This is a genomic window from Mesorhizobium sp. M1399, assembly GCF_040317735.1.
Taxonomy (GTDB): Bacteria; Pseudomonadota; Alphaproteobacteria; order Rhizobiales; family Rhizobiaceae; genus Mesorhizobium.
In genome coordinates, this window is the sequence record NZ_JAMYKZ010000001.1 from 354,166 (window position 1) to 372,163 (window position 17,998).

20 protein-coding genes are annotated in these 17,998 nt (G+C 63.0%); 9 read left to right on the forward strand and 11 right to left on the reverse strand.

Annotated features, from left to right (window positions below; all coding sequences use genetic code 11):
- Positions 1–29 precede the first annotated feature (29 nt).
- From NKH05_RS01705 to NKH05_RS01745, 9 genes are all read right to left on the reverse strand, one after another.
- Positions 30–1,358, reverse strand: coding sequence for an FMN-binding glutamate synthase family protein (locus NKH05_RS01705; RefSeq protein WP_023716763.1), 1,329 nt, complete (start codon positions 1,356–1,358; stop codon positions 30–32).
- A 6-nt stretch (positions 1,359–1,364) separates the two neighbouring features.
- Complete coding sequence (locus NKH05_RS01710) at positions 1,365–2,099, reverse strand: GltB/FmdC/FwdC-like GXGXG domain-containing protein (RefSeq protein ID WP_023716764.1); 735 nt, start codon at positions 2,097–2,099, stop codon at positions 1,365–1,367.
- Between the two features lie 4 nt (positions 2,100–2,103).
- Entirely contained in the window at positions 2,104–2,997 is an 894-nt protein-coding gene (locus NKH05_RS01715) for a class II glutamine amidotransferase (protein WP_023716765.1), read from the reverse strand.
- A gap of 95 nt (positions 2,998–3,092) precedes the next feature.
- The gene (locus NKH05_RS01720; RefSeq protein ID WP_031193328.1) at positions 3,093–3,413 is read right to left on the reverse strand and encodes a hypothetical protein; all 321 of its coding nucleotides are present in this window, start codon (positions 3,411–3,413) and stop codon (positions 3,093–3,095) included.
- Entirely contained in the window at positions 3,410–4,039 is a 630-nt protein-coding gene (locus NKH05_RS01725; RefSeq protein WP_051409557.1) for a hypothetical protein, read from the reverse strand. Before NKH05_RS01725 ends, NKH05_RS01720 begins: the two co-directional genes overlap by 4 nt.
- A gap of 102 nt (positions 4,040–4,141) precedes the next feature.
- Positions 4,142–5,542, reverse strand: a complete 1,401-nt coding sequence (locus tag NKH05_RS01730) for an APC family permease (RefSeq protein WP_031193329.1) — start codon at positions 5,540–5,542, stop codon at positions 4,142–4,144.
- A gap of 15 nt (positions 5,543–5,557) precedes the next feature.
- The gene (locus tag NKH05_RS01735; protein WP_023716769.1) at positions 5,558–5,719 is read right to left on the reverse strand and encodes a hypothetical protein; all 162 of its coding nucleotides are present in this window, start codon (positions 5,717–5,719) and stop codon (positions 5,558–5,560) included.
- Between the two features lie 16 nt (positions 5,720–5,735).
- A complete protein-coding gene (locus tag NKH05_RS01740) occupies positions 5,736–6,113 on the reverse strand; it encodes a hypothetical protein (protein WP_023716770.1) in 378 nt (125 codons plus the stop codon).
- A gap of 11 nt (positions 6,114–6,124) precedes the next feature.
- Positions 6,125–6,412 (reverse strand): hypothetical protein, encoded by a 288-nt coding sequence (locus NKH05_RS01745; RefSeq protein ID WP_023716771.1) that lies wholly within the window; start codon positions 6,410–6,412, stop codon positions 6,125–6,127.
- Positions 6,413–6,660: 248 nt separating this feature from the next.
- Between NKH05_RS01745 and NKH05_RS01750 the strand changes: the two genes are divergently transcribed.
- From NKH05_RS01750 to NKH05_RS01765, 4 genes are read left to right on the forward strand one after another with little or no spacing between them, the layout of a single operon-like run.
- Positions 6,661–7,794 (forward strand): aminomethyl transferase family protein, encoded by a 1,134-nt coding sequence (locus tag NKH05_RS01750; protein ID WP_023716772.1) that lies wholly within the window; start codon positions 6,661–6,663, stop codon positions 7,792–7,794.
- A gap of 14 nt (positions 7,795–7,808) precedes the next feature.
- A complete protein-coding gene (locus tag NKH05_RS01755) occupies positions 7,809–8,405 on the forward strand; it encodes a dimethylamine monooxygenase subunit DmmA family protein (RefSeq protein WP_023716773.1) in 597 nt (198 codons plus the stop codon).
- Entirely contained in the window at positions 8,402–9,367 is a 966-nt protein-coding gene (locus NKH05_RS01760; protein ID WP_023716774.1) for a PDR/VanB family oxidoreductase, read from the forward strand. Before NKH05_RS01755 ends, NKH05_RS01760 begins: the two co-directional genes overlap by 4 nt.
- Positions 9,368–9,376: 9 nt before the next feature.
- A complete protein-coding gene (locus NKH05_RS01765; RefSeq protein ID WP_353024949.1) occupies positions 9,377–10,417 on the forward strand; it encodes a heme-dependent oxidative N-demethylase family protein in 1,041 nt (346 codons plus the stop codon).
- Positions 10,418–10,585: 168 nt separating this feature from the next.
- Here the strand turns inward: NKH05_RS01765 and NKH05_RS01770 are convergent, their stop codons facing one another.
- On the reverse strand, positions 10,586–11,302 hold the full coding sequence (locus NKH05_RS01770) for a helix-turn-helix domain-containing protein (RefSeq protein ID WP_023716777.1): 717 nt from the start codon (positions 11,300–11,302) through the stop codon (positions 10,586–10,588).
- A 260-nt stretch (positions 11,303–11,562) separates the two neighbouring features.
- Between NKH05_RS01770 and NKH05_RS01775 the strand changes: the two genes are divergently transcribed.
- On the forward strand, positions 11,563–12,921 hold the full coding sequence (locus NKH05_RS01775; RefSeq protein WP_352484113.1) for a trimethylamine monooxygenase: 1,359 nt from the start codon (positions 11,563–11,565) through the stop codon (positions 12,919–12,921).
- Positions 12,922–12,947: 26 nt separating this feature from the next.
- Here the strand turns inward: NKH05_RS01775 and NKH05_RS01780 are convergent, their stop codons facing one another.
- Positions 12,948–14,285, reverse strand: a complete 1,338-nt coding sequence (locus NKH05_RS01780; protein ID WP_352548728.1) for an aminotransferase-like domain-containing protein — start codon at positions 14,283–14,285, stop codon at positions 12,948–12,950.
- Between the two features lie 108 nt (positions 14,286–14,393).
- Between NKH05_RS01780 and NKH05_RS01785 the strand changes: the two genes are divergently transcribed.
- Genes NKH05_RS01785 through NKH05_RS01800 form a run of 4 tightly spaced genes read left to right on the forward strand, consistent with a single transcriptional unit; the run spans position 14,394 to position 17,960 of the window.
- A complete protein-coding gene (locus tag NKH05_RS01785; RefSeq protein ID WP_352484111.1) occupies positions 14,394–15,368 on the forward strand; it encodes a substrate-binding domain-containing protein in 975 nt (324 codons plus the stop codon).
- A gap of 33 nt (positions 15,369–15,401) precedes the next feature.
- A complete protein-coding gene (locus tag NKH05_RS01790; RefSeq protein WP_352484110.1) occupies positions 15,402–16,271 on the forward strand; it encodes an ABC transporter substrate-binding protein in 870 nt (289 codons plus the stop codon).
- Positions 16,272–16,279: 8 nt separating this feature from the next.
- Positions 16,280–17,200, forward strand: a complete 921-nt coding sequence (locus tag NKH05_RS01795; RefSeq protein ID WP_352484109.1) for an amino acid ABC transporter permease — start codon at positions 16,280–16,282, stop codon at positions 17,198–17,200.
- A complete protein-coding gene (locus tag NKH05_RS01800) occupies positions 17,187–17,960 on the forward strand; it encodes an amino acid ABC transporter ATP-binding protein (RefSeq protein ID WP_352484108.1) in 774 nt (257 codons plus the stop codon). Before NKH05_RS01795 ends, NKH05_RS01800 begins: the two co-directional genes overlap by 14 nt.
- Positions 17,961–17,998: the final 38 nt, after the last annotated feature.

The following is a 17,998-nucleotide window of genomic DNA, read 5'->3' on the forward strand; positions in this document are numbered from 1 at the left end:
TTCCTCGCTTACTGGCATTTTGGTTTGTCTTAGAAGCCGTTCTTGCCCGGTATCCAGTTGGTGCCGGTCAGCGGCACGCCGGCCATGGCGGCGGCTTCGATCGTCAAGGCGACAAGATCCTCGGGCTCGAGATTGTGCAGGCTGTTCTTGCCGCAGGCGCGGGCGATTGTCTGAGCCTCAAGTGTCATTACCTTAAGATAGTTCGCCAGCCGTCGTCCGGCCGCAATCGGATCGACCCGTTTCATTAGCTCGGGATCCTGCGTGGTGATGCCGGCCGGGTCGCGTCCCTCATGCCAGTCGTCATAGGCGCCGGCGGTGGTGCCGAGCTCGTTGTATTCCGCTTCCCAGCGCGGGTCATTGTCGCCGAGCGCGACAAGCGCTGCCGTGCCGATCGACACCGCGTCAACGCCGAGCGCCAGCGCCTTGGCGACGTCGGCGCCGTTGCGTATGCCGCCGGAGACGATCAGCTGCACCTTGCGGTGCATGCCGAGATCCTGCAGCGCCTGCACAGCCGGCCTGATGCAGGCAAGCGTCGGCTGGCCGACATTTTCGATGAACACTTCCTGGGTTGCCGCCGTGCCGCCCTGCATGCCGTCGACGACGACGACATCGGCGCCCGATTTCACGGCAAGCGCGGTATCATAATAGGGCCGCGCGCCGCCGACCTTGACGTAGATCGGCTTTTCCCAATCGGTGATTTCGCGCAGTTCGAGGATCTTGATCTCGAGGTCGTCCGGCCCGGTCCAGTCGGGGTGGCGCGAGGCCGAGCGCTGGTCGATGCCTTTCGGCAGCGTGCGCATTTCGGCAACGCGGTCGGAAATCTTCTGGCCGAGCAGCATGCCGCCGCCCCCGGGCTTGGCGCCCTGGCCGACGACCACCTCGATCGCATCGGCGCGGCGCAGATCGCGGGGGTTCATGCCGTAGCGCGACGGCAGGTACTGGTAAACCAGCGTCTTCGAATGGCCGCGCTCTTCCTCGGTCATGCCGCCGTCGCCGGTGGTGGTCGAGGTGCCGGACAGCGTCGCCCCGCGGCCGAGCGCTTCCTTGGCCGGACCGGACAGCGAGCCGAAGCTCATGCCAGCAATGGTGATCGGGATCTTCAGCTCGATCGGTTTCTTCGCATAGCGCGAACCGAGCACGACGCTGGTGTCGCAGCGCTCGCGATAGCCTTCGAGCGGATAGCGCGAGATCGAAGCGCCGAGGAACAGAAGGTCGTCGAAATGCGGAAGCTTGCGCTTGGCGCCGGCGCCCCTGATATCATAGATGCCGGTCGCCGCGGCGCGGCGGATCTCGGAAAGCGTATAGTCGTCGAAGGTCGCGGATTTGCGCGGCGTCGTCGGCGGGTTGCGATAGGTCATGCTGCCTCAATACGCATCGGCGTTGTCGATATTGAAATTGTAAAGCGTGCGCGCCGAACCGTAGCGCTTGAACTCCGCCGCCTTGACGCCGGTCACGCCGGCACGGTCGAGCAGGTTTTGCAGCAATTCCAGGTGTTCGGGCCGCATCTCCTTGGCGATGCAGTCGGCGCCGAGGCTTTCGACCTTGCCGCGCACGAAGAGCCGCGCCTCGTAGATGGAATCGCCGAGCGCATCGCCGGCATCGCCCAGCACCACGAGGTTGCCGGATTGCGCCATGAAGGCCGACATGTGGCCGATATTGCCGTGGACGACGATGTCGATGCCTTTCATCGAGATTCCGCAGCGCGACGACGCATTGCCTTCGATGACCAGCAGCCCGCCCCGGCCGGTGGCGCCGGCATACTGGCTGGCATCGCCTTTGACGACGATCTGGCCGGACATCATGTTTTCGCCAACGCCGGGCCCGGCCGAACCATGCACGGTGATGGTGCCGCCGTCGTTCATGCCGCCGCAATAATAGCCGACGCTGCCGCGGACATCGATGGCGACCGGCTGGTCGACGCCGACGGCGACCGAATGGCTGCCGCGCGGATGCAGTACCTCCCAGGCGGTCTCGTTCGAACCGGGAGCCAGATCGTGCAGCGCCTGGTTGAGCTCGCGCAGCGACATTTCGGCCAGGTCGAAGACCCTCGATGCCTGGCCCGGCTCGCGCGCGGCCTTGGAGAGGTTAATTGCCGGCATAAGATCAATGCTCCCAGAAATAGACGGTTGCGGGCTCGGGTTCCCAGACCTTCGCATTGTCTATGCCGGGCAGTTTGGTCAGCGCACGATATTCCGAGCCGAAGGCGACATACTGGTCGGTTTCGGCCATCACGGCGGGCTTGCAGGCGATCGGATCGCGCACCACGCCGAAGCCATTCTTGGTGCCGACGACGAAGGTGAAGAAGCCGTCGAGGTCGCTCAGCGTGCCTTCCAGCGCCTCGCCGAGGTTCTTGCCATGCGCCATCTGCGAGGAGAGATAGGCGGCCGCGACTTCGGTGTCGTTCTCGGTCTCGAATGTCATGCCTTCGCGGATCAGCTCGCGGCGGACATTGTTGTGGTTGGACAGCGAGCCATTATGCACCAGGCACTGGTCGGCGCCGGTCGAGAACGGATGCGCGCCCATCGTCGTCACCGCCGATTCGGTCGCCATGCGGGTATGGCCGATGCCGTGCGTGCCGGTCATCTCGCGGACGCCGAACCGATCGACGACCGCTTCCGGCAAGCCGACTTCCTTGTAGATCTCGACGACGTCGCCGGCGCCCATGATGCGGATGTCGGGGCGCAGCGCCTGGATCGCCTCGCGCGCTTCGTCGATCTTGGCAGGCGTCGTCCTGACCACCGCATGCGTCGACTTCGCAGCCAAGCTCACCGGCGCGCCGATCGCCTTGGCGAGGTCGGCGTCGAGGCCGCGGAAATCGCGCTCCGGCTTGGCCGACTGGATGGTGATCTTGGCTTCATTGGAAGACGCGCCATAGATGGCGATGCCGGCGCTGTCGGGACCGCGATCGCTGAGCGAGATCAGCATCTCCGACAGCATCGCGCCAAGCTGGGGCTCAAGCGACTTGTCCTTCAAAAACAGTCCGACGATTCCGCACATGTCAGGCTCCGAGATTTGTTCCCTTGGAGATGTATCGAATGAGTCCCGGGAATTCAATTAGTATGAAAAAAATTTTCCTGTCGTTATATATCGGCTCAGGCGCTGCCGGCCGCACTATCGCTGCGCTTGCCGCCATTGTGAACCCATTTGGCATGGCGGACGCGGGCGATCTTGTAGGCATCCAGGATCGACAGGGCATAGATCAGGAAGCCGCCGGCATGCCGGCCGATGAAGCTGGCATCCGGCGGCGCGATCTTGGCGGTGACCCAGGCCAGGATCACCATGAAAAACAGGAACTGCAGGCCGCGCACCGGCACACCTAGCACGACATGCCCGCTCGCCGGCAAGACGATCGCGGCGCCGAGAACCAGATACGGGTTCGGTGGCGCGGGGGAGGTGGTGCTCTGCCTGCTCATGCCGCTTGCCGTTCGCTTTGATTGATGGCATCGCGCAGTGCCGACGCCGACGACAGCAGCCTCTCGACCAGCGCCGGATCGAGCCTGACCGTGCCGAATTCGGCTTGCCGGAACACGCCATAGCGCGCCCGCTCGGCCTCGGCCAGCAGCCAGACGATGCGCACGCCGTTCGGCGTGATCAGCAATTCCTTGGCGCGCCCCTCGACAAAGACATCGAGGTGGTCGGTGATAATGGCGTCAGGGAAGCGCACGCCCTTGCGGTCGCTCCGCAGCACCGCTTCGGCTGGAAATTCCGCCGCCTTCGGCAGTGTATGGTCGAGATGATCGAAATTGGAAAAAGTCGTCGGCGATCCTGGCCGCATCATCATGTCGAAAGTGCCTGGCACCGCGACTTTTTCGTTGATCGAAACGCTCAGCCAGCGCGCTGGCAGCTTCCTGATCGCCAGCGTGTCAACGATGGTCCGTACCTGCACCCGCCGGCCGTTCCACGAGCCGGCGAAGGTGACGACGCCGGCGGTGCCGTCCGAGACATTGGCCACGTCGGGAATGATTTCGCGAAGTCCCGCTTCGTCGGCGGCAAGTGCGGTCGAAGCCTTGTTGCGGTTGGCGCGCGCAAACCAGGTCATGTGGAGGACGAGAGCCAGGGCAACCGCCCCGGCGAGCAATGCTGAGATCACCTAACGCACCTCGTCACGCAAATGCCCGCCCAGACAGGGCGCGCCCTCCTGTCAGTACCCCTGTGGTTTCGGCCACGGCATGGTGAACTGGGCACCGCGGCGCACGAATCTGTAGCGGTAGAAATGGAACCATAGCGAGATCAGGAAGTAGAAGGCGACCATGGCGATCAGCTGCGAGCCGAAGCCGAGGAAGATCGCAAAGAAGGTGACCACGCAAAGGCAGAACAGCACGATCGCCGGCAGCGGATGGAAGGGATGGGTGTAGCCGCGGCGGATCGAGCCGAGCGGCCACTTCTTCCTGAACATGATGATGTTGATGCTCATGAAGGTGTATTGCAGCACGCCCGACAGGATCGAGAAGGTGATCGCCTGGTTGAGGTCGGCGATGAAGGCAAAGGCCAGCGCGATCGGCAGCAGGAACAGGATCGAGCGATAGGGCGTGCGGTATTTCGGATGCACCGCCGAGAACCAGGTCGGCAGATAGCGGTCGCGGCCGAGCGAGAACCAGGCGCGCGCGGCGTCGTTGATGCAGCCATTGGCCGAAGCAAGTGCAGCAAGCAGCGTCGCGATGAACAACAGGTTCTCCAGCAGCGGGCTGCCGGTCAGCTTGCCTGCGTCCCAGAGCGGATAATAGGTGATGCCGAGATATTCCCAGGGCATCAGCGAGGCGCAGACATACCAGGTCATGGCGGCGGCGATCAAAAGCGTAATCATGCCGGCCATCGTGCCGTAAGGCAGCGAGCGCGCCGGCGAGCGAACTTCCTCGGCGGCCTGCGTGGTGCCCTCGATGCCGAGATAGTACCAGATGCCGAACTGGAAGGCGGCGATGACGCCGATCCAGCCATAGGGCAGGGCGTTGCCGGGGGTGACCAGCTCGTTCAGCTTGAGCACGGCGCCTTGCGTCCACGGGCTGACCGAGAAGAACAGGATGACGATCGAGACATAGGCGATGGCGGTGATGACGAAGTTTACGTTGAGCGTCATCAGCACGCCGCGATAGTTCAGCCATGCCAGCACGACGATGGTCGCGGCGATGAAGGAATTGTGGTTGAGGCCTTCGACGCCGGCCTTGGCGACGATCGTGTCGCCGAGCAGGATAGCGTCCGACACTTCGAGCATGGTGTAGGCAAAGACCAGGAACAGCGCGACGTTGAAGGCCATCAGCGGCCCGACAATGTGCTTTGCCTGCGCATATTGGCCGCCGGCGGCGGCAACCGTTGAGGTGACTTCGGAATCGATCATGGCGACCGAGGTGTAGAGCAGGCCGACGATCCAGCAGACGATCAGCGCCGCCAGCGCGCCGCCCTTGTCCGCCGCGAAATTCCAGCCGGTGAATTCTCCGACCAGAACAATGCCGACGCCGAGTGCCCAGACATGGGCGGGGCCGAGCACCCTGAGCAGCGAAACCCTGTCGCCTTGCACTTGCACTGCCGGTTCAAGCGTGACCGTCATCGTTCAATCCCCTACTCAGATCCGGTGTTTTTCGGACACGGCTTCAAGTTCGCCTTCCCTGGACGAGGTCAGCACGTCTTCGGAAAATGTCGTGTCGATCTTGAACCAGTCGTAGAGCATCCACAGCGCGAGCACGATCGAGATGCCCCAGCATGCGTAAGATAGTGCCACCCACATGACGATGCTTCCCGGTTTATTTGTCGTCGAATTTTTCGTTGATGACGTCGCGGTATTCGCGGTCCGATGCGCGGAACAGAAAGATGAAATAGCCGATCAGCACTGCGGCCATGATGATCAGCGTCGGCCAGTCGATGATGTAGTGGAACCGGTTCTGGATGATGTCGTGCGCGGTTTCCGGCGTGTAGCCGAGCTTTTCCCAGATCGAGGCCATGGTCGGGTTCTGGCCGAGCGCTTCCCACGTCTTGGCGTCGAGCGCGTCGATGGATTTTGCCGCCCCTGCCAGCCCCAGTTTCAGCGGCAGCCACAGCGCGACAAAAATCGCGACCACGACGACGGCGATATCGAAAACCTGTCCGGCCTTGCTCTGTTCGGGCGGTGTGTAGCGGGCCATGCGTCTCCCCCTCAGGACTTGCGGTTGCGGTAAGCGTCGGCATTCTTGATGTCGAGGCCGTAGATGAAGTCCTTGTCTTCCTTGTAGTGGTTGACCATCGCCAGGATGGCGGCCGTGTTGAAGATCAGCACCGCGGCGGCAGCGACCGCGACGACTAGCTTGATGCCTGCGTCGGGGATGTACGGCCATGTCATGAAGAGGACGAAGAGGATCGTCGCCCACAGACAGACGATCAGGAGCACCGATCCACGAAGGTCGGAACGGTACAGGGCTTCAATGCGCTGCTGCATGTCGGACATCGGTTCCCCTCCATCGCTCTCTTTCAAGAGAGTGAAATTTTTTTCATAACTTCAAGCCGAACTCCGCAATTGTCAAGACGATTTTACGCAACGTTAACTGTTTGTTTGACCAGCCGGATTTTGCCTGACAATGAAATTATTTGCTTGCGGGTATTGCAGGCTCTCGGCGTTTGCGATCAATATTCGGGCAACGCTCCCGCCAGGGAGCAGGGGAAAGCAAGAAGTTTTTTCGAACGGAGGACCAGCGGATGACGGCATCCTGGAGATTTTCGGCCCTTGCGGACCGCCATCGCGCGCTCGGCTCGAAGCTCGAAGACTGGAGCGGCATGGGCACCGCGTGGACCTACGACAAGGACGCCGACGAAGAGTATATCGCCATCCGCACCAAGGCCGGCCTGATGGACGTGTCCGGCTTGAAGAAGGTCCACATCACCGGGCCGCACGCCTCGCACCTGATCGACCTGGCGACGACGCGCGACGTCGAAAAGATCTATCCCGGCAAGTCGGCCTATGCCTGCATGCTGAACGAGGCCGGCAAGTTCACCGACGACTGCATCCTCTACCGCACCGGCCCGAATTCCTGGATGGTGGTGCATGGCTCGGGCACCGGCCATGAAGAGCTGCAGCGCGCTTCGGTCGGTCGTGACGTGTCGCTGCGCTTCGATGACAATCTGCACGACCTTTCGCTGCAAGGCCCGACCGCCGTCGACTATCTGGCAAAGCATGTGCCGGGCATTCGCGACCTCAACTATTTCCATCACATGCAGACGCAGCTGTTCGGCTTGCCGGTGATGATCTCGCGCACTGGCTACACCGGCGAGCGCGGCTACGAGATCTTCTGCCGTGGCCAGGACGCCGGCACGATCTGGGACAGGATCCTCGACGAGGGCAAGAGCGCCGGCATCATCCCGTGCCGCTTCACCACGCTCGACATGCTGCGCGTCGAGAGCTACCTGCTGTTTTACCCCTACGACAATTCGCAGAAATACCCGTTCGAGAACGAAGGCCCCGGCGACACGCTGTGGGAGCTCGGCCTCGATTTCACCGTCAGCCCCGGCAAGACAGGCTTTCGCGGCGCCGAGGAGCATTATCGCCTCAAGGGCAAGGAGCGCTTCAAGATCTTCGGCGTGCTGCTCGAAGGCAAGGAGCCGGCCGACGAGGGCGCGCCAGTCTATCGCGACGGCAAAAAAGTCGGCGTGGTGACCTGCGCCATGTATTCGCCGCTGGTCAAAAAATCGATGGGCATCGCCCGGCTCGACGTCGACTGCGCGGTACAAGGCACCAGGCTCGAGATCCGCAACAAGAGCGGCGCCATCAGCGCAACCGCCGAGCCGCTTCCGTTCGACGATCCGAAGAAGACCAAGCGCACGGCGAAAGGCTGAGGCATACTGCGGGTATGGCAGCGAAAAGCATCATCAGCCGGCCGGTCTATGGGACCCTGTCTCCGCAGCCCGGCAAGCATCATCTTTTCATAGCGGATGCAGAGGGAGCGCTGGCCATTGCCGATCTGGCCGCCAAGGCACCGGCGGATTTCTTCGGCGGCGCCCACATCATTTTCATTCCCGGCCGCGACAGCAAATATGCCGATGTGCTCGAAGCGCTGAAGCCGGCGCAGTTCTACCTCGGCCATTCCTTTGCCAGCGCTTTGCCGCGGCTGAAGCAGACGCTGGCAAACGCGCATATGGGACTCAGGCTCTACCTTGCCGGCACCGAAGGGCTGATCGGCCAGGCCATGCAGGCGGCGCTCGAAGCCGGCATCGACCACACCTCGATCCAGACCGAGCATCGCGGCTCGCTGGCGCGCCGCATGCAGTGCGTCCACTGCAAGGGCATCACCGAGAATGTCACGACGCAGCCGGCGACCTGTTCGCATTGCGGCCTGCTGCTTCTGGTGCGCGATCACTATTCGCGGCGGCTCGCCGCCTTTCAGGGCGTCTGCATCAACGCCGAGGACCGCAGTGAAATTCCTCCGACGGAGGAGGTCTTTCGATGAGCACCGGCACCACCAAGCTCGACGTCATCGTCAGCGATGTCGTTCCGGTCAACGAGTTGGTGACGCGCTTTCACTTCCGCAGGCGCGACGGCGAGCTCTTGCCGACCTTTTCCGGCGGCGCCCATGTCGTCGTCGAGATGCGCGATGGCGAACGCACCAGGCTCAATCCCTATTCGCTGATGGGCTCGCCGCTCGATACCCGCGAATACACCATCTCGGTTCGCCGCGACGACGCCGGCCGCGGCGGCTCGCTGTTCATGCACAGGCAGGTCAGGCCCGGCACCGAGATGGTGGTCAGCTATCCCGTCAACCTGTTCTCGCTCGATCTGCGCGCCAGGAAGCATCTGATGCTGGCCGGCGGCATCGGCATCACCCCGTTCATGGCGCAGACCGCGCAGCTGGCGGCGGAAGGCGGCAATTTCGAGTTGCATTACACCTGCCGCACCGCCTCGCTCGGCACCTATGCCGACCTGCTCAAGGAGCGCTACGATCGCCGGGTCAGGCTCTATCACGACGACCGCGACGAGCGCGTCGATCTCGACCGGCTGTTGTCGTCGCAGCCACTCGGCACGCACCTCTATGTCTGCGGCCCGTCCGGCATGATCGGCTGGGTGCGCGAGCGTGCCGCCGCCCTCGGCTGGCCTCCCGAGACCGTGCATTTCGAGCATTTCGCGGCCCCGCAGCCCGGCGCGCCCTTCGACGTGACGCTGGCGCTCAGCGACAAGACCATCAGTGTCGACGAGCAGCAGAGCCTGCTCGAGGCGATCGAGGCGGCCGGCGTCGATCCGCCCTATCTCTGCCGCGGCGGCGTCTGCGGCCAGTGCGAGACCAACGTCATTTCGCATGACGGTAAATTCATCCACAACGACCACTGGCTGAGCGAGGAAGACCACCGTTCGGGCTGCAAGATCATGCCCTGCGTCTCGCGCTTCGAGGGCCGGTCGCTGGTGCTGGAAAGATAGGAGGCGAGCTTGGGCATCACCTTTCGCAAGGAAACCTTTCGCGACGACTTCACCTTCAGGAACAGCCCCGAGCACATCAGGCGGTTCCCGTTCCCGTTCCACGAAGACAGCTACATGTATGCGGTCAACATCGAGCCGCATGTCGTCGGGCCGAAGGGCAGCGTGCTGCAGAATTTGATCGACGTCGACGAGCACTATGTCGCCGAGATGCAGGACCGCGCTTTGGTGCTGGCCGAGGATCCGCTGCGCTGCCAATCGCTGCCGCACATGACGCTGGCCGGCTGGGATCTGCTTGAGCTTTTGATGGAGCAGCAGGCGCTGGGCTATCCCGAGCATTTCACCCTGGCCCGCGACGGCGACCGCTGGCGCTGGATCAACCGGCCGCTCGGCATCGACGACAGCTTCACCTTCGGTGACGTCTCGACGCTGCCCTATGGGCCGATGGAATACATCACCCGCCAGAGCCAGGGCGATTTCTGCATCCTCGACCAGCGCGACGGCAATCTGTGGATGGATGCCGGCATGGTCACCACCCAGGCCGACTGGTCGCTCGATTTCGACATCGGCATGAACTTCTTCGAATGGCACGGGCCGGTGCCGCTGGCGCATGAGAAGGGCATATTCGTCCGGGCGCTGAAGTTCCTCACCAATATCCAGCAGGGTAAGCCGGCGCGCCGGCTGAACTGGACGATGACCATCAATCCGCGCCTCGATACCAGCCCGGAAAATTACCACAAATGGGGTCCGGACCGCGCCACGGTGACGCCGGAAAATGTCGGCGACAAGGTCCATCTGCGCGTCGAGCTGCAGAGCTTCTGGCGGCTGCCGCGCTCGAACGCGATCGTCTTTCCGATCCGCTGCTATCTGATCAAGATGGACGAGCTGGTGACGCAGCCGAAATGGGCAAGGCGCCTGCACCGCGTCATCCGCGACCTGCCCGACGAGCTCGCCAACTACAAGGGCCTGACGCGCTACCGCGCGACGCTGGTCGAATGGCTGTCGAAGTTGGATGACGGCAGTGCGATGTCGCCGGGGTTTGGGCCGGATTAAGCAAGTCCCCTCATCCGGCCGCTTCGCGGCCACCTTCTCCCCGCTGGGGAGAAGAGGCTAGCGCCGGCGCTGCCAATCTCCTCTCCCCTCGGGGAGAGGTCGGATTGCCCCGAATTGTCCTTCACAATTCGGTTGGCAATCCGGGTGAGGGGGTCGCTTGCCTCCCGCTCACCCCGCGCTCTGCGGGTAGCAAATGATCGACAAATAGCGCATCGGCAGAACGGTCAGCACTTCCGGCCCGTGCGGCGCATCGGCGTCGAAGAACAGGCTGTCGCCGGGCTTCATAGGGTAGAGATTGCTCCCGTGCCGGTAAACGACTTCGCCTTCCAGCATGTAGAGGAATTCCATGCCTTCGTGCTGGAAGGTCGGAAACACGTCGGAATCCTCGGTCAGTGTGATCAGATAGGGTTCGACGACGACGCCGCTGGTGTTGGAACCGATATGGCCGAGCAGATTGTACTGGTGGCCGGCGCGCGTGCCGCGGCGCTCGACGTCGAGGCCTTCCCCGGCCTTGACAAAGACGGCGCTGCGCTCTTCCTCGAAGCGGCGGAAGAATGCGGTGACGGGAACGCCGAGTGCCCGCGACAGCGCCTGCAACGTGGTCAGCGACGGCGAGGTGATGCCGTTCTCGATCTTCGACAGCATGCCAAGCGAAATGTCGGTGGCGGCCGCCAGATCGGCGACGGTGATGCCGAGCTTCTTGCGGAATGCCCGCACCTCGCGGCCGATCGCGACCTCCAGCACTTTTTCGCGAGTGTCGCGAATGGCGTGCGGGTTCTGGGTGAGCGGCGCGCGCATCTTGCGCGGATCGATTACAGCAACCGACGGCTTGGCTTTGCCCGCGGCGGCTGCCGCAGGCTTTAGACTGGTCGCTTTTTTCGCCATTTCGCCACCCCGGACCTTGCCGATTCATTTCACTCACGGTGAACATATTCGGTGCCGATACAGAAGCGCAACTCTTACGGCAAGCCACCCCTGTCGAATTGCGCAATGACCGGATTTCGCGCGAGCTACCGCGTCGCTTGGAAATCCAGCGTGGTGAAACGAGGGTTTCGCGACAAGGCCTGTTGACAGCATCGAAGGGGTAATTACTGTCCTGTCAGTGAAATTTGTTTCGTTAGAGAAATGAGATCGGGAGGCCCGAAATGAAAGATCGTGTTGCCGTCATCGGAGCCGGGCCGTCCGGCATGGCCCAGCTCCGGGCCTTCAAGTCGGCCGCCGACAAGGGCGCCGACATTCCCGAGATCGTCTGCTTCGAAAAGCAGTCCGACTGGGGCGGCCTGTGGAACTACACCTGGCGCACCGGCCTCGACGAGCACGGCGACCCGGTGCACGGCTCGATGTACCGCTATCTCTGGTCGAACGGCCCGAAGGAATGCCTCGAATTCGCCGACTATACGTTCGAGGAGCATTTCGGCCGGCCGATCGGCTCCTATCCGCCGCGTGCCGTGCTGTGGGACTACATCAAGGGCCGTGTCGAAAAATCCGGCGTGCGCCAATGGGTGCGCTTCAACAGCCCGGTGCGCATGGTCACCTTTTCCGATGCGACGAAGAAGTTCACCGTCACCGCGCATGACCGCACCAACGACGTCACCTACTCGGAAGAGTTCGACAATGTCGTCGTCGCTTCGGGGCATTTCTCCGTGCCCAACGTTCCTTATTTCGAGGGCTTTTCGACCTTCAACGGCCGTATCCTGCACAGCCATGACTTCCGCGACGCGATGGAATTCAAGGGCAAGGACATTTTGATCATCGGCCGCTCCTATTCGGCCGAGGACATCGGCTCGCAATGCTACAAATACGGCGCCAGATCGATCACCTCGAGCTACCGCTCGAAGCCGATGGGCTTCAGATGGCCGGAGAACTGGAAGGAAGTGCCGCTGCTGCAGAAAGTCGTCGGCAAGACCGCGCATTTCAAGGACGGCAGCACCAAAGACGTTGACGCCATCATCCTGTGCACCGGCTATCTCCACTCCTTCCCGTTCCTGACCGAAGACCTGAAGCTGAAGACCGCCAACCGCATGTGGCCGGACGGGCTCTACGAGGGCGTCGTCTGGGAGAAAAACCCGAAGCTGTCCTATATCGGCATGCAGGACCAGTTCTACACCTTCAACATGTTCGACGCGCAGGCCTGGTTCGCCCGCGACGTCATCATGGGCCGCATCAAACTGCCCTCGGCCGATGCGATGGCCGAGCACGGCAAAAAGTGGCGGGCACGCGAGGAAACGCTGGAAGACGCCGAGCAGATGATCTGGTTCCAGGGCGACTACACCAGGGAGTTGATGGAGCAGACCGACTATCCCGGCTTCGATGTCGAGGCTGTCAATCAGACCTTCATGGAGTGGGAGCACCACAAGGCGGAAGACATCATGGGCTTCCGCGACCATTCCTATCGCTCGCTGATGACCGGCACGATGGCGCCGCTGCACCATACGCCCTGGCTGCAGGCGATGGACGATTCGATGGAGAGCTATCTCGAAGTGAAGGGCGTGGCGGCGGAGTAGGGAGTCCGAACGACGATTGCCTTGCCTCACACAACGTCCCGCGCCGGGTCGGCCGCCAGCGCCAGGGAATTTGCGACGTGCTCGAGGTGCTCCTCGCTCAAGATGCTGGTCGCGACGCGCACGGCACTGGTCTTCCCGGTCGAAAACTTCGCCCCGGCATGGACCGCGATGCCGTGGGCAGCCAGCGTGACCATTGCGTAAGGTTCCGAAGCAACCGGAATGAGGACGCTGAGACCGTGTCCGGCGTCGATCCCGACATTGCGTTTCGCCAGCTCGCCGGCGAGCCGTTCGCGACGGCGGTGGTACACTTCCTTCGCCTGCTCGACCAAGACAGCCGTGGCCGGGTCTTGCAGCAGCCAGGCGGTGGCGGCCTGCAGGATGCGGCTGGTCCATCCCGAGCTGAAGCTGCGATAGGACTGGATCTGTTCGACGATCGTCGCCGATCCGGACAGGACGGCGAGCCGCAGGTCCGGGCCATGGGTCTTGGAATAGGACAGGATATGGATGACGCGATCGGGAAAACGCCGGCCCAGCGACATGCGCGGCGCCTCGGCAATATCGCCAACGCCGTCATCTTCGACAATCAGCACGTCGGTGCCGGCGAGCAGTTCGCCGATGGCTTCCAGCCGCGCCGACGACATGCAGGCGCCGGTCACCGAATGGACGCGCGGCTGGAACAGGAACGCGACCGGCCGCTGCCGCAGAGCGTTGGCGAGCGCGTCGGGCAAGGGGCCGTAACTGTCGCAGTCCACCGGGATGATCGGCACGTCGAGATCTTCGAGGATGTCGAGCAGGCGAAGCGCCGTCGGATTCTCGATGGCCACCGGCGCCCCCGTCGGGACCAGCGCATGCAGCAAGGTGTAGATGGCGTTGTAACCGCCATTGGTGGCCAGGAACGCGCCGGGATCGTACGGCCATGACGGGCGCACCGCGGCCTCCAGCTCGGGCAGGATGCGCACCCGGTCGTAGCTGTTGAGCTTTTCGGCGCGCGCGCCATGCGCCAGCGCGATGTCGAGCGGCGGCAAGAGCTTCACATCGGGCTCCGCGATCGCCAGGTTCAGAATGTCCGCACCGTAATTGCCGCCGCTCATGTGGCGCTCGGGCCGGGCGGCAAAGCGGTTGCCCATGATCCAGGTGCCGTTGCGCCCGCGGCCGCCGATGATCTTGTAGCGCCGCAGCTCGCTCCACGCCTGCGAGACCGTCGCCGGGCTGACGCCGAGCACATAGGCAAGATCGCGCACCGGCGGAAGCTTTGCGCCGACAGGCAGCGCGCCGCTTCTGATCAGCGCACTGGTCTCGCGCGCGATGCCGCGCGTCGTGCGGTCGCCGAGGCGTTCAGCGAACCATCCTGCATCGAAATCCATCGAATCAACGACTGCCAGTGTTAATGTTCAGTAACATAATAACATTTGATCGGCCAAAAATAAACATTTACCAATCGCCGGTCAAACATAGTGTTGAAGTTCATGCCGATGCCCGTTTCCATCACTATAGCCACCCGTGATTGGGACTATCTCACGCCCTTGGTCCTCGGTGACGTCACCTCCAGCCGCTTGTCGGTGAAGGTTGACCGCGTCGCCACGCTGATCGCGGATCTCGGTACCGATCCGAACTACGATGCGGCGGAGGTCTCATTCAGCCGTTATGTGTCGGCCATGGCGTCGGGCCGGGATACGGTGGTTGGAATACCGTGTTTCATCATGCGCGGCTTTCGCCACCGCTGCATCATCACGGTCAGTGACAGTCCGCTGGTACGGCTCTCCGACCTTGCCGGCAAACGCATCGGCGTCACCGGCTGGCGCGATTCCGGCAACACATGGACGCGGGCGGCACTTCGCCGCGAAGGTGTCGGCGTCGAGGACGCCTACTGGTTTGCCGGCAGGCTGACATCCGAGCACCCGGTCGCCGACCGCCTCGACGGATTCGGCAGGCCGGGTCGCATCGAAGCAGCGCCAGGCGAGCGCCCGATGATGGAGCTGCTGGCGCAAGGCGAGCTCGACGCCGTTTTCACACCCTTCATGCCGGACGGCTTTTTCGGCCCGGCTTCCGGCTTCCGGCAAGTGCTGCGCGATTTTCGCGCGGCCGAACGCGCCTATTTCGCCGACGTCGGTTATGTCCCGGGCATGCATCTGGTCGCCGTCAAGGCCGTCCTGGCCAGGGAGCACCCCTGGCTGCCGCAGGAACTCGCCAGGCTGATCGACGAAAGCCAGCGCGTCTGGACGGGCAAGCGCCGAAAATATGCCGATACCTCGCCCTGGATCCTCGAGGAGCTGCTTCATGCGGGGCGCGACCTGCCTGCCTCCTGGAACGCCAGCGGCCTGCCCGCCAACCGGCGCATGATCGAGGATTTCGTCACCGAGCTACATGCCCAGGGCATTCTGACGGAACCGATTTCCGCCGAAGCCTTGTTTCCTTTCGATGCCAGGTCGCGGGCCACCGCAGCCTGACAACGCGCAACGAAGAACACGAAGGAGAATGCCATGAGGACAATCAGCTTCATATTCGCCTCGCTCGTCACCATTCTGGCGCAGGCCAGCTTCGCCCAGGATATCCAGAAGCAATCGGTGAACGAAGATTTGCGGGCCCGGCTGCCGGAAGAGATCCGCACGGCGGGAAAGATCACGGCCGTCAACAACGGCTCGTTCCCGCCCTATGAGATCGTCACCGGCACCGAACTGACCGGGGCAACCAGGGACATTTCCGACGCCATCGGCCAGCTGCTCGGTGTCGAAGTCGATCACGCCTCGGTCGCCGGCTTGCCGGCCTTGCTGAGCGGCATCAATGCCGGCCGTTATCAGTTCGCGATGGGACCTGTCGGCGACTATCCCGACCGCCAGAAATCCAACGACTTCATCGATTGGGTGCGCGAATACGTCGTCTTCGCCGTCGAGAAGGGCAATCCGCAAGGCATCACCTCGCTCGACACGGCGTGCGGCAAGCGCATCGCCGTGATGTCGGGTGGCTCAGCCGAAAAGGTCATCAAGCAGCAGGCGCAGAAATGCACCGAGGGCGGCAAGCCGGCCGTCGAGGTGCAATCCTTCACCGACCAGCCGAGCTCGATACTGGCCGTCCGGTCGAAGCGCTCCGACGCATTCTTCTCCTCGCAGGCGCCACTGACCTATTTCGTCGAGCAGGCGAAGGGCCAACTGGAACTTTCAGGTGTCGGCCAGGCCAATGGCTTCAAGGACATCTATCAAGGCGCCGTCGTCAAGAAGGGCTCGCCGCTGGGCGGTGTACTACTCGACGCGTTCAAGATCCTGATGAAGAACGGCACCTACGCCGCGGTGATGAAGACGTGGGGTCTCGAGAAGAACATGATCGACGCGCCCGGCATCAACCAGGGACAGTAGAGGCTGCCATGACCGACGCGACCGCTGCCTACGCGTCCGAGGTGCCGCGACGTCCCGACGACGCTCTGCGCGATGTCAAGCGAGCCCACCGGCCGTTTCCGCTTGTCCGGCTGGCGCTCTGGGCGTTCACCGTCGCCGTGGCGGCCGGCTTCGCCTATATCGTCGCGGTCAACCCGAATTTCGGTTGGCCAGTCGTCGCCCAGTATTTCTTCGATCCGACGGTCATGCAGGGGCTTTCCGTAACGCTCGGCCTGACGGTCGTGGCGATGATCCTGGGTATCGTGCTCGGCCTGCTGCTCGCCATCGCGCGCATGTCGAAAGACAGGCTGGCATCTTTTCTATCCGGACTGTTCATCTGGTTCTTCCGGGGAACGCCGCTGCTGGTGCAGCTCATCCTGTGGTACAATCTTTCGACGCTGTTTCCGCGCATTTCCATCGGTTTTGCGAGCTGGAACACCAACGACCTGATCACGCCTTTGACGGCCGCTATCCTCGGTCTGGCGCTGAATGAGGCCGCCTATATGGCAGAGATCATTCGTGGTGGGCTGCTGTCGGTGGACAAGGGGCAGGCCGAAACGGCTGAAGCCTTCGGCATGACCCGCGCGCGGGCCCTGCGGCGCATCATCATCCCGCAGGCGATGCGCTCGATCGTGCCGCCGACCGGCAATCAGCTGATCAGCATGATCAAGGCGACGTCGCTGGTCAGCGTCATCGCCATGGCCGACCTGCTGTACTCCGTGCAGTCGATCTACAACCGCACCTTCGAAATCATTCCGCTGCTGATGGTTGCGGTGCTCTGGTACCTGCTGATCACCTCGGTTCTCAATGTCGCGCAGGGCGCGATCGAACGCCATTACAGCCGCGGCGACCGCGGCGCCCGCGAGAAGACGGCGACCGCCACCCTGGAGGCCGCCAATGAGCGCGCATGACACGCCCTTGGTCCGGGCGCGCAACGTTCACAAGGCCTTCGGCCCGCTCGAGGTGCTGAAGGGCATCGACCTGGACGTCGCGCCTGGCGAGGTGGTGGTCGTTCTCGGACCGTCCGGCTCCGGAAAGTCGACCTTCCTGCGATGCATCAATCATCTCGAGGCGATCGACCAAGGGGCGATCGAGGTGGACGGCGAGCAGATCGGCTACCGGTTGCACGACGGCCGTCTCGACAAGCTCTCCGATCGGGCGATCGCGGCGCAGCGGCGCAAGATCGGCATGGTGTTCCAGCAGTTCAATCTCTATCCACACATGACGACCCTTCAGAACGTCATCGAGGCTCCGGTCGGCGTTCACCGGGAGAACCGCAAGGAAGCGATCGGCTACGCCCGCGAACTGCTGACCCGTGTCGGTCTCGCCGACAAGATCGACGCCTATCCGCGCCAGCTTTCAGGCGGCCAGCAGCAGCGCGTCGCCATCGCCCGTGCGCTCGCCATCCGCCCGAAATTGATGCTCTTCGACGAGCCGACGTCGGCGCTCGATCCGGAGTTGGTCGGCGAGGTGCTCGCCACCATGCGCGATCTTGCCAGGCAGGGCTTGACCATGATCGTGGTCACGCATGAGATCGGCTTCGCCCGCGAAGCGGCGGATCGGGTGGTGTTCATGGACGACGGCAATGTGATCGAGGCCGGGCCTCCGGACGAGGTTCTCGCCAAACCCAGGCACCCGCGCACGCGGGCCTTTTTAAGCCGTTTCATCTGACAGAAAAGCCGGCGCCATTACGTGCTCGGCAAAGGACC

Coding starts and splice junctions, on each gene's coding strand:
- NKH05_RS01705 (WP_023716763.1), bottom strand. CDS start 1,358: ATGACCTATCGCAACCCGCCGACGACGCCGCGCAAATCCGCGACCTTC.
- NKH05_RS01710 (WP_023716764.1), bottom strand. CDS start 2,099: ATGCCGGCAATTAACCTCTCCAAGGCCGCGCGCGAGCCGGGCCAGGCA.
- NKH05_RS01715 (WP_023716765.1), bottom strand. CDS start 2,997: ATGTGCGGAATCGTCGGACTGTTTTTGAAGGACAAGTCGCTTGAGCCC.
- NKH05_RS01720 (WP_031193328.1), bottom strand. CDS start 3,413: ATGAGCAGGCAGAGCACCACCTCCCCCGCGCCACCGAACCCGTATCTG.
- NKH05_RS01725 (WP_051409557.1), bottom strand. CDS start 4,039: ATGACCTGGTTTGCGCGCGCCAACCGCAACAAGGCTTCGACCGCACTT.
- NKH05_RS01730 (WP_031193329.1), bottom strand. CDS start 5,542: ATGACGGTCACGCTTGAACCGGCAGTGCAAGTGCAAGGCGACAGGGTT.
- NKH05_RS01735 (WP_023716769.1), bottom strand. CDS start 5,719: ATGTGGGTGGCACTATCTTACGCATGCTGGGGCATCTCGATCGTGCTC.
- NKH05_RS01740 (WP_023716770.1), bottom strand. CDS start 6,113: ATGGCCCGCTACACACCGCCCGAACAGAGCAAGGCCGGACAGGTTTTC.
- NKH05_RS01745 (WP_023716771.1), bottom strand. CDS start 6,412: ATGTCCGACATGCAGCAGCGCATTGAAGCCCTGTACCGTTCCGACCTT.
- NKH05_RS01750 (WP_023716772.1), top strand. CDS start 6,661: ATGACGGCATCCTGGAGATTTTCGGCCCTTGCGGACCGCCATCGCGCG.
- NKH05_RS01755 (WP_023716773.1), top strand. CDS start 7,809: ATGGCAGCGAAAAGCATCATCAGCCGGCCGGTCTATGGGACCCTGTCT.
- NKH05_RS01760 (WP_023716774.1), top strand. CDS start 8,402: ATGAGCACCGGCACCACCAAGCTCGACGTCATCGTCAGCGATGTCGTT.
- NKH05_RS01770 (WP_023716777.1), bottom strand. CDS start 11,302: ATGGCGAAAAAAGCGACCAGTCTAAAGCCTGCGGCAGCCGCCGCGGGC.
- NKH05_RS01775 (WP_352484113.1), top strand. CDS start 11,563: ATGAAAGATCGTGTTGCCGTCATCGGAGCCGGGCCGTCCGGCATGGCC.
- NKH05_RS01780 (WP_352548728.1), bottom strand. CDS start 14,285: ATGGATTTCGATGCAGGATGGTTCGCTGAACGCCTCGGCGACCGCACG.
- NKH05_RS01785 (WP_352484111.1), top strand. CDS start 14,394: ATGCCCGTTTCCATCACTATAGCCACCCGTGATTGGGACTATCTCACG.
- NKH05_RS01790 (WP_352484110.1), top strand. CDS start 15,402: ATGAGGACAATCAGCTTCATATTCGCCTCGCTCGTCACCATTCTGGCG.
- NKH05_RS01795 (WP_352484109.1), top strand. CDS start 16,280: ATGACCGACGCGACCGCTGCCTACGCGTCCGAGGTGCCGCGACGTCCC.
- NKH05_RS01800 (WP_352484108.1), top strand. CDS start 17,187: ATGAGCGCGCATGACACGCCCTTGGTCCGGGCGCGCAACGTTCACAAG.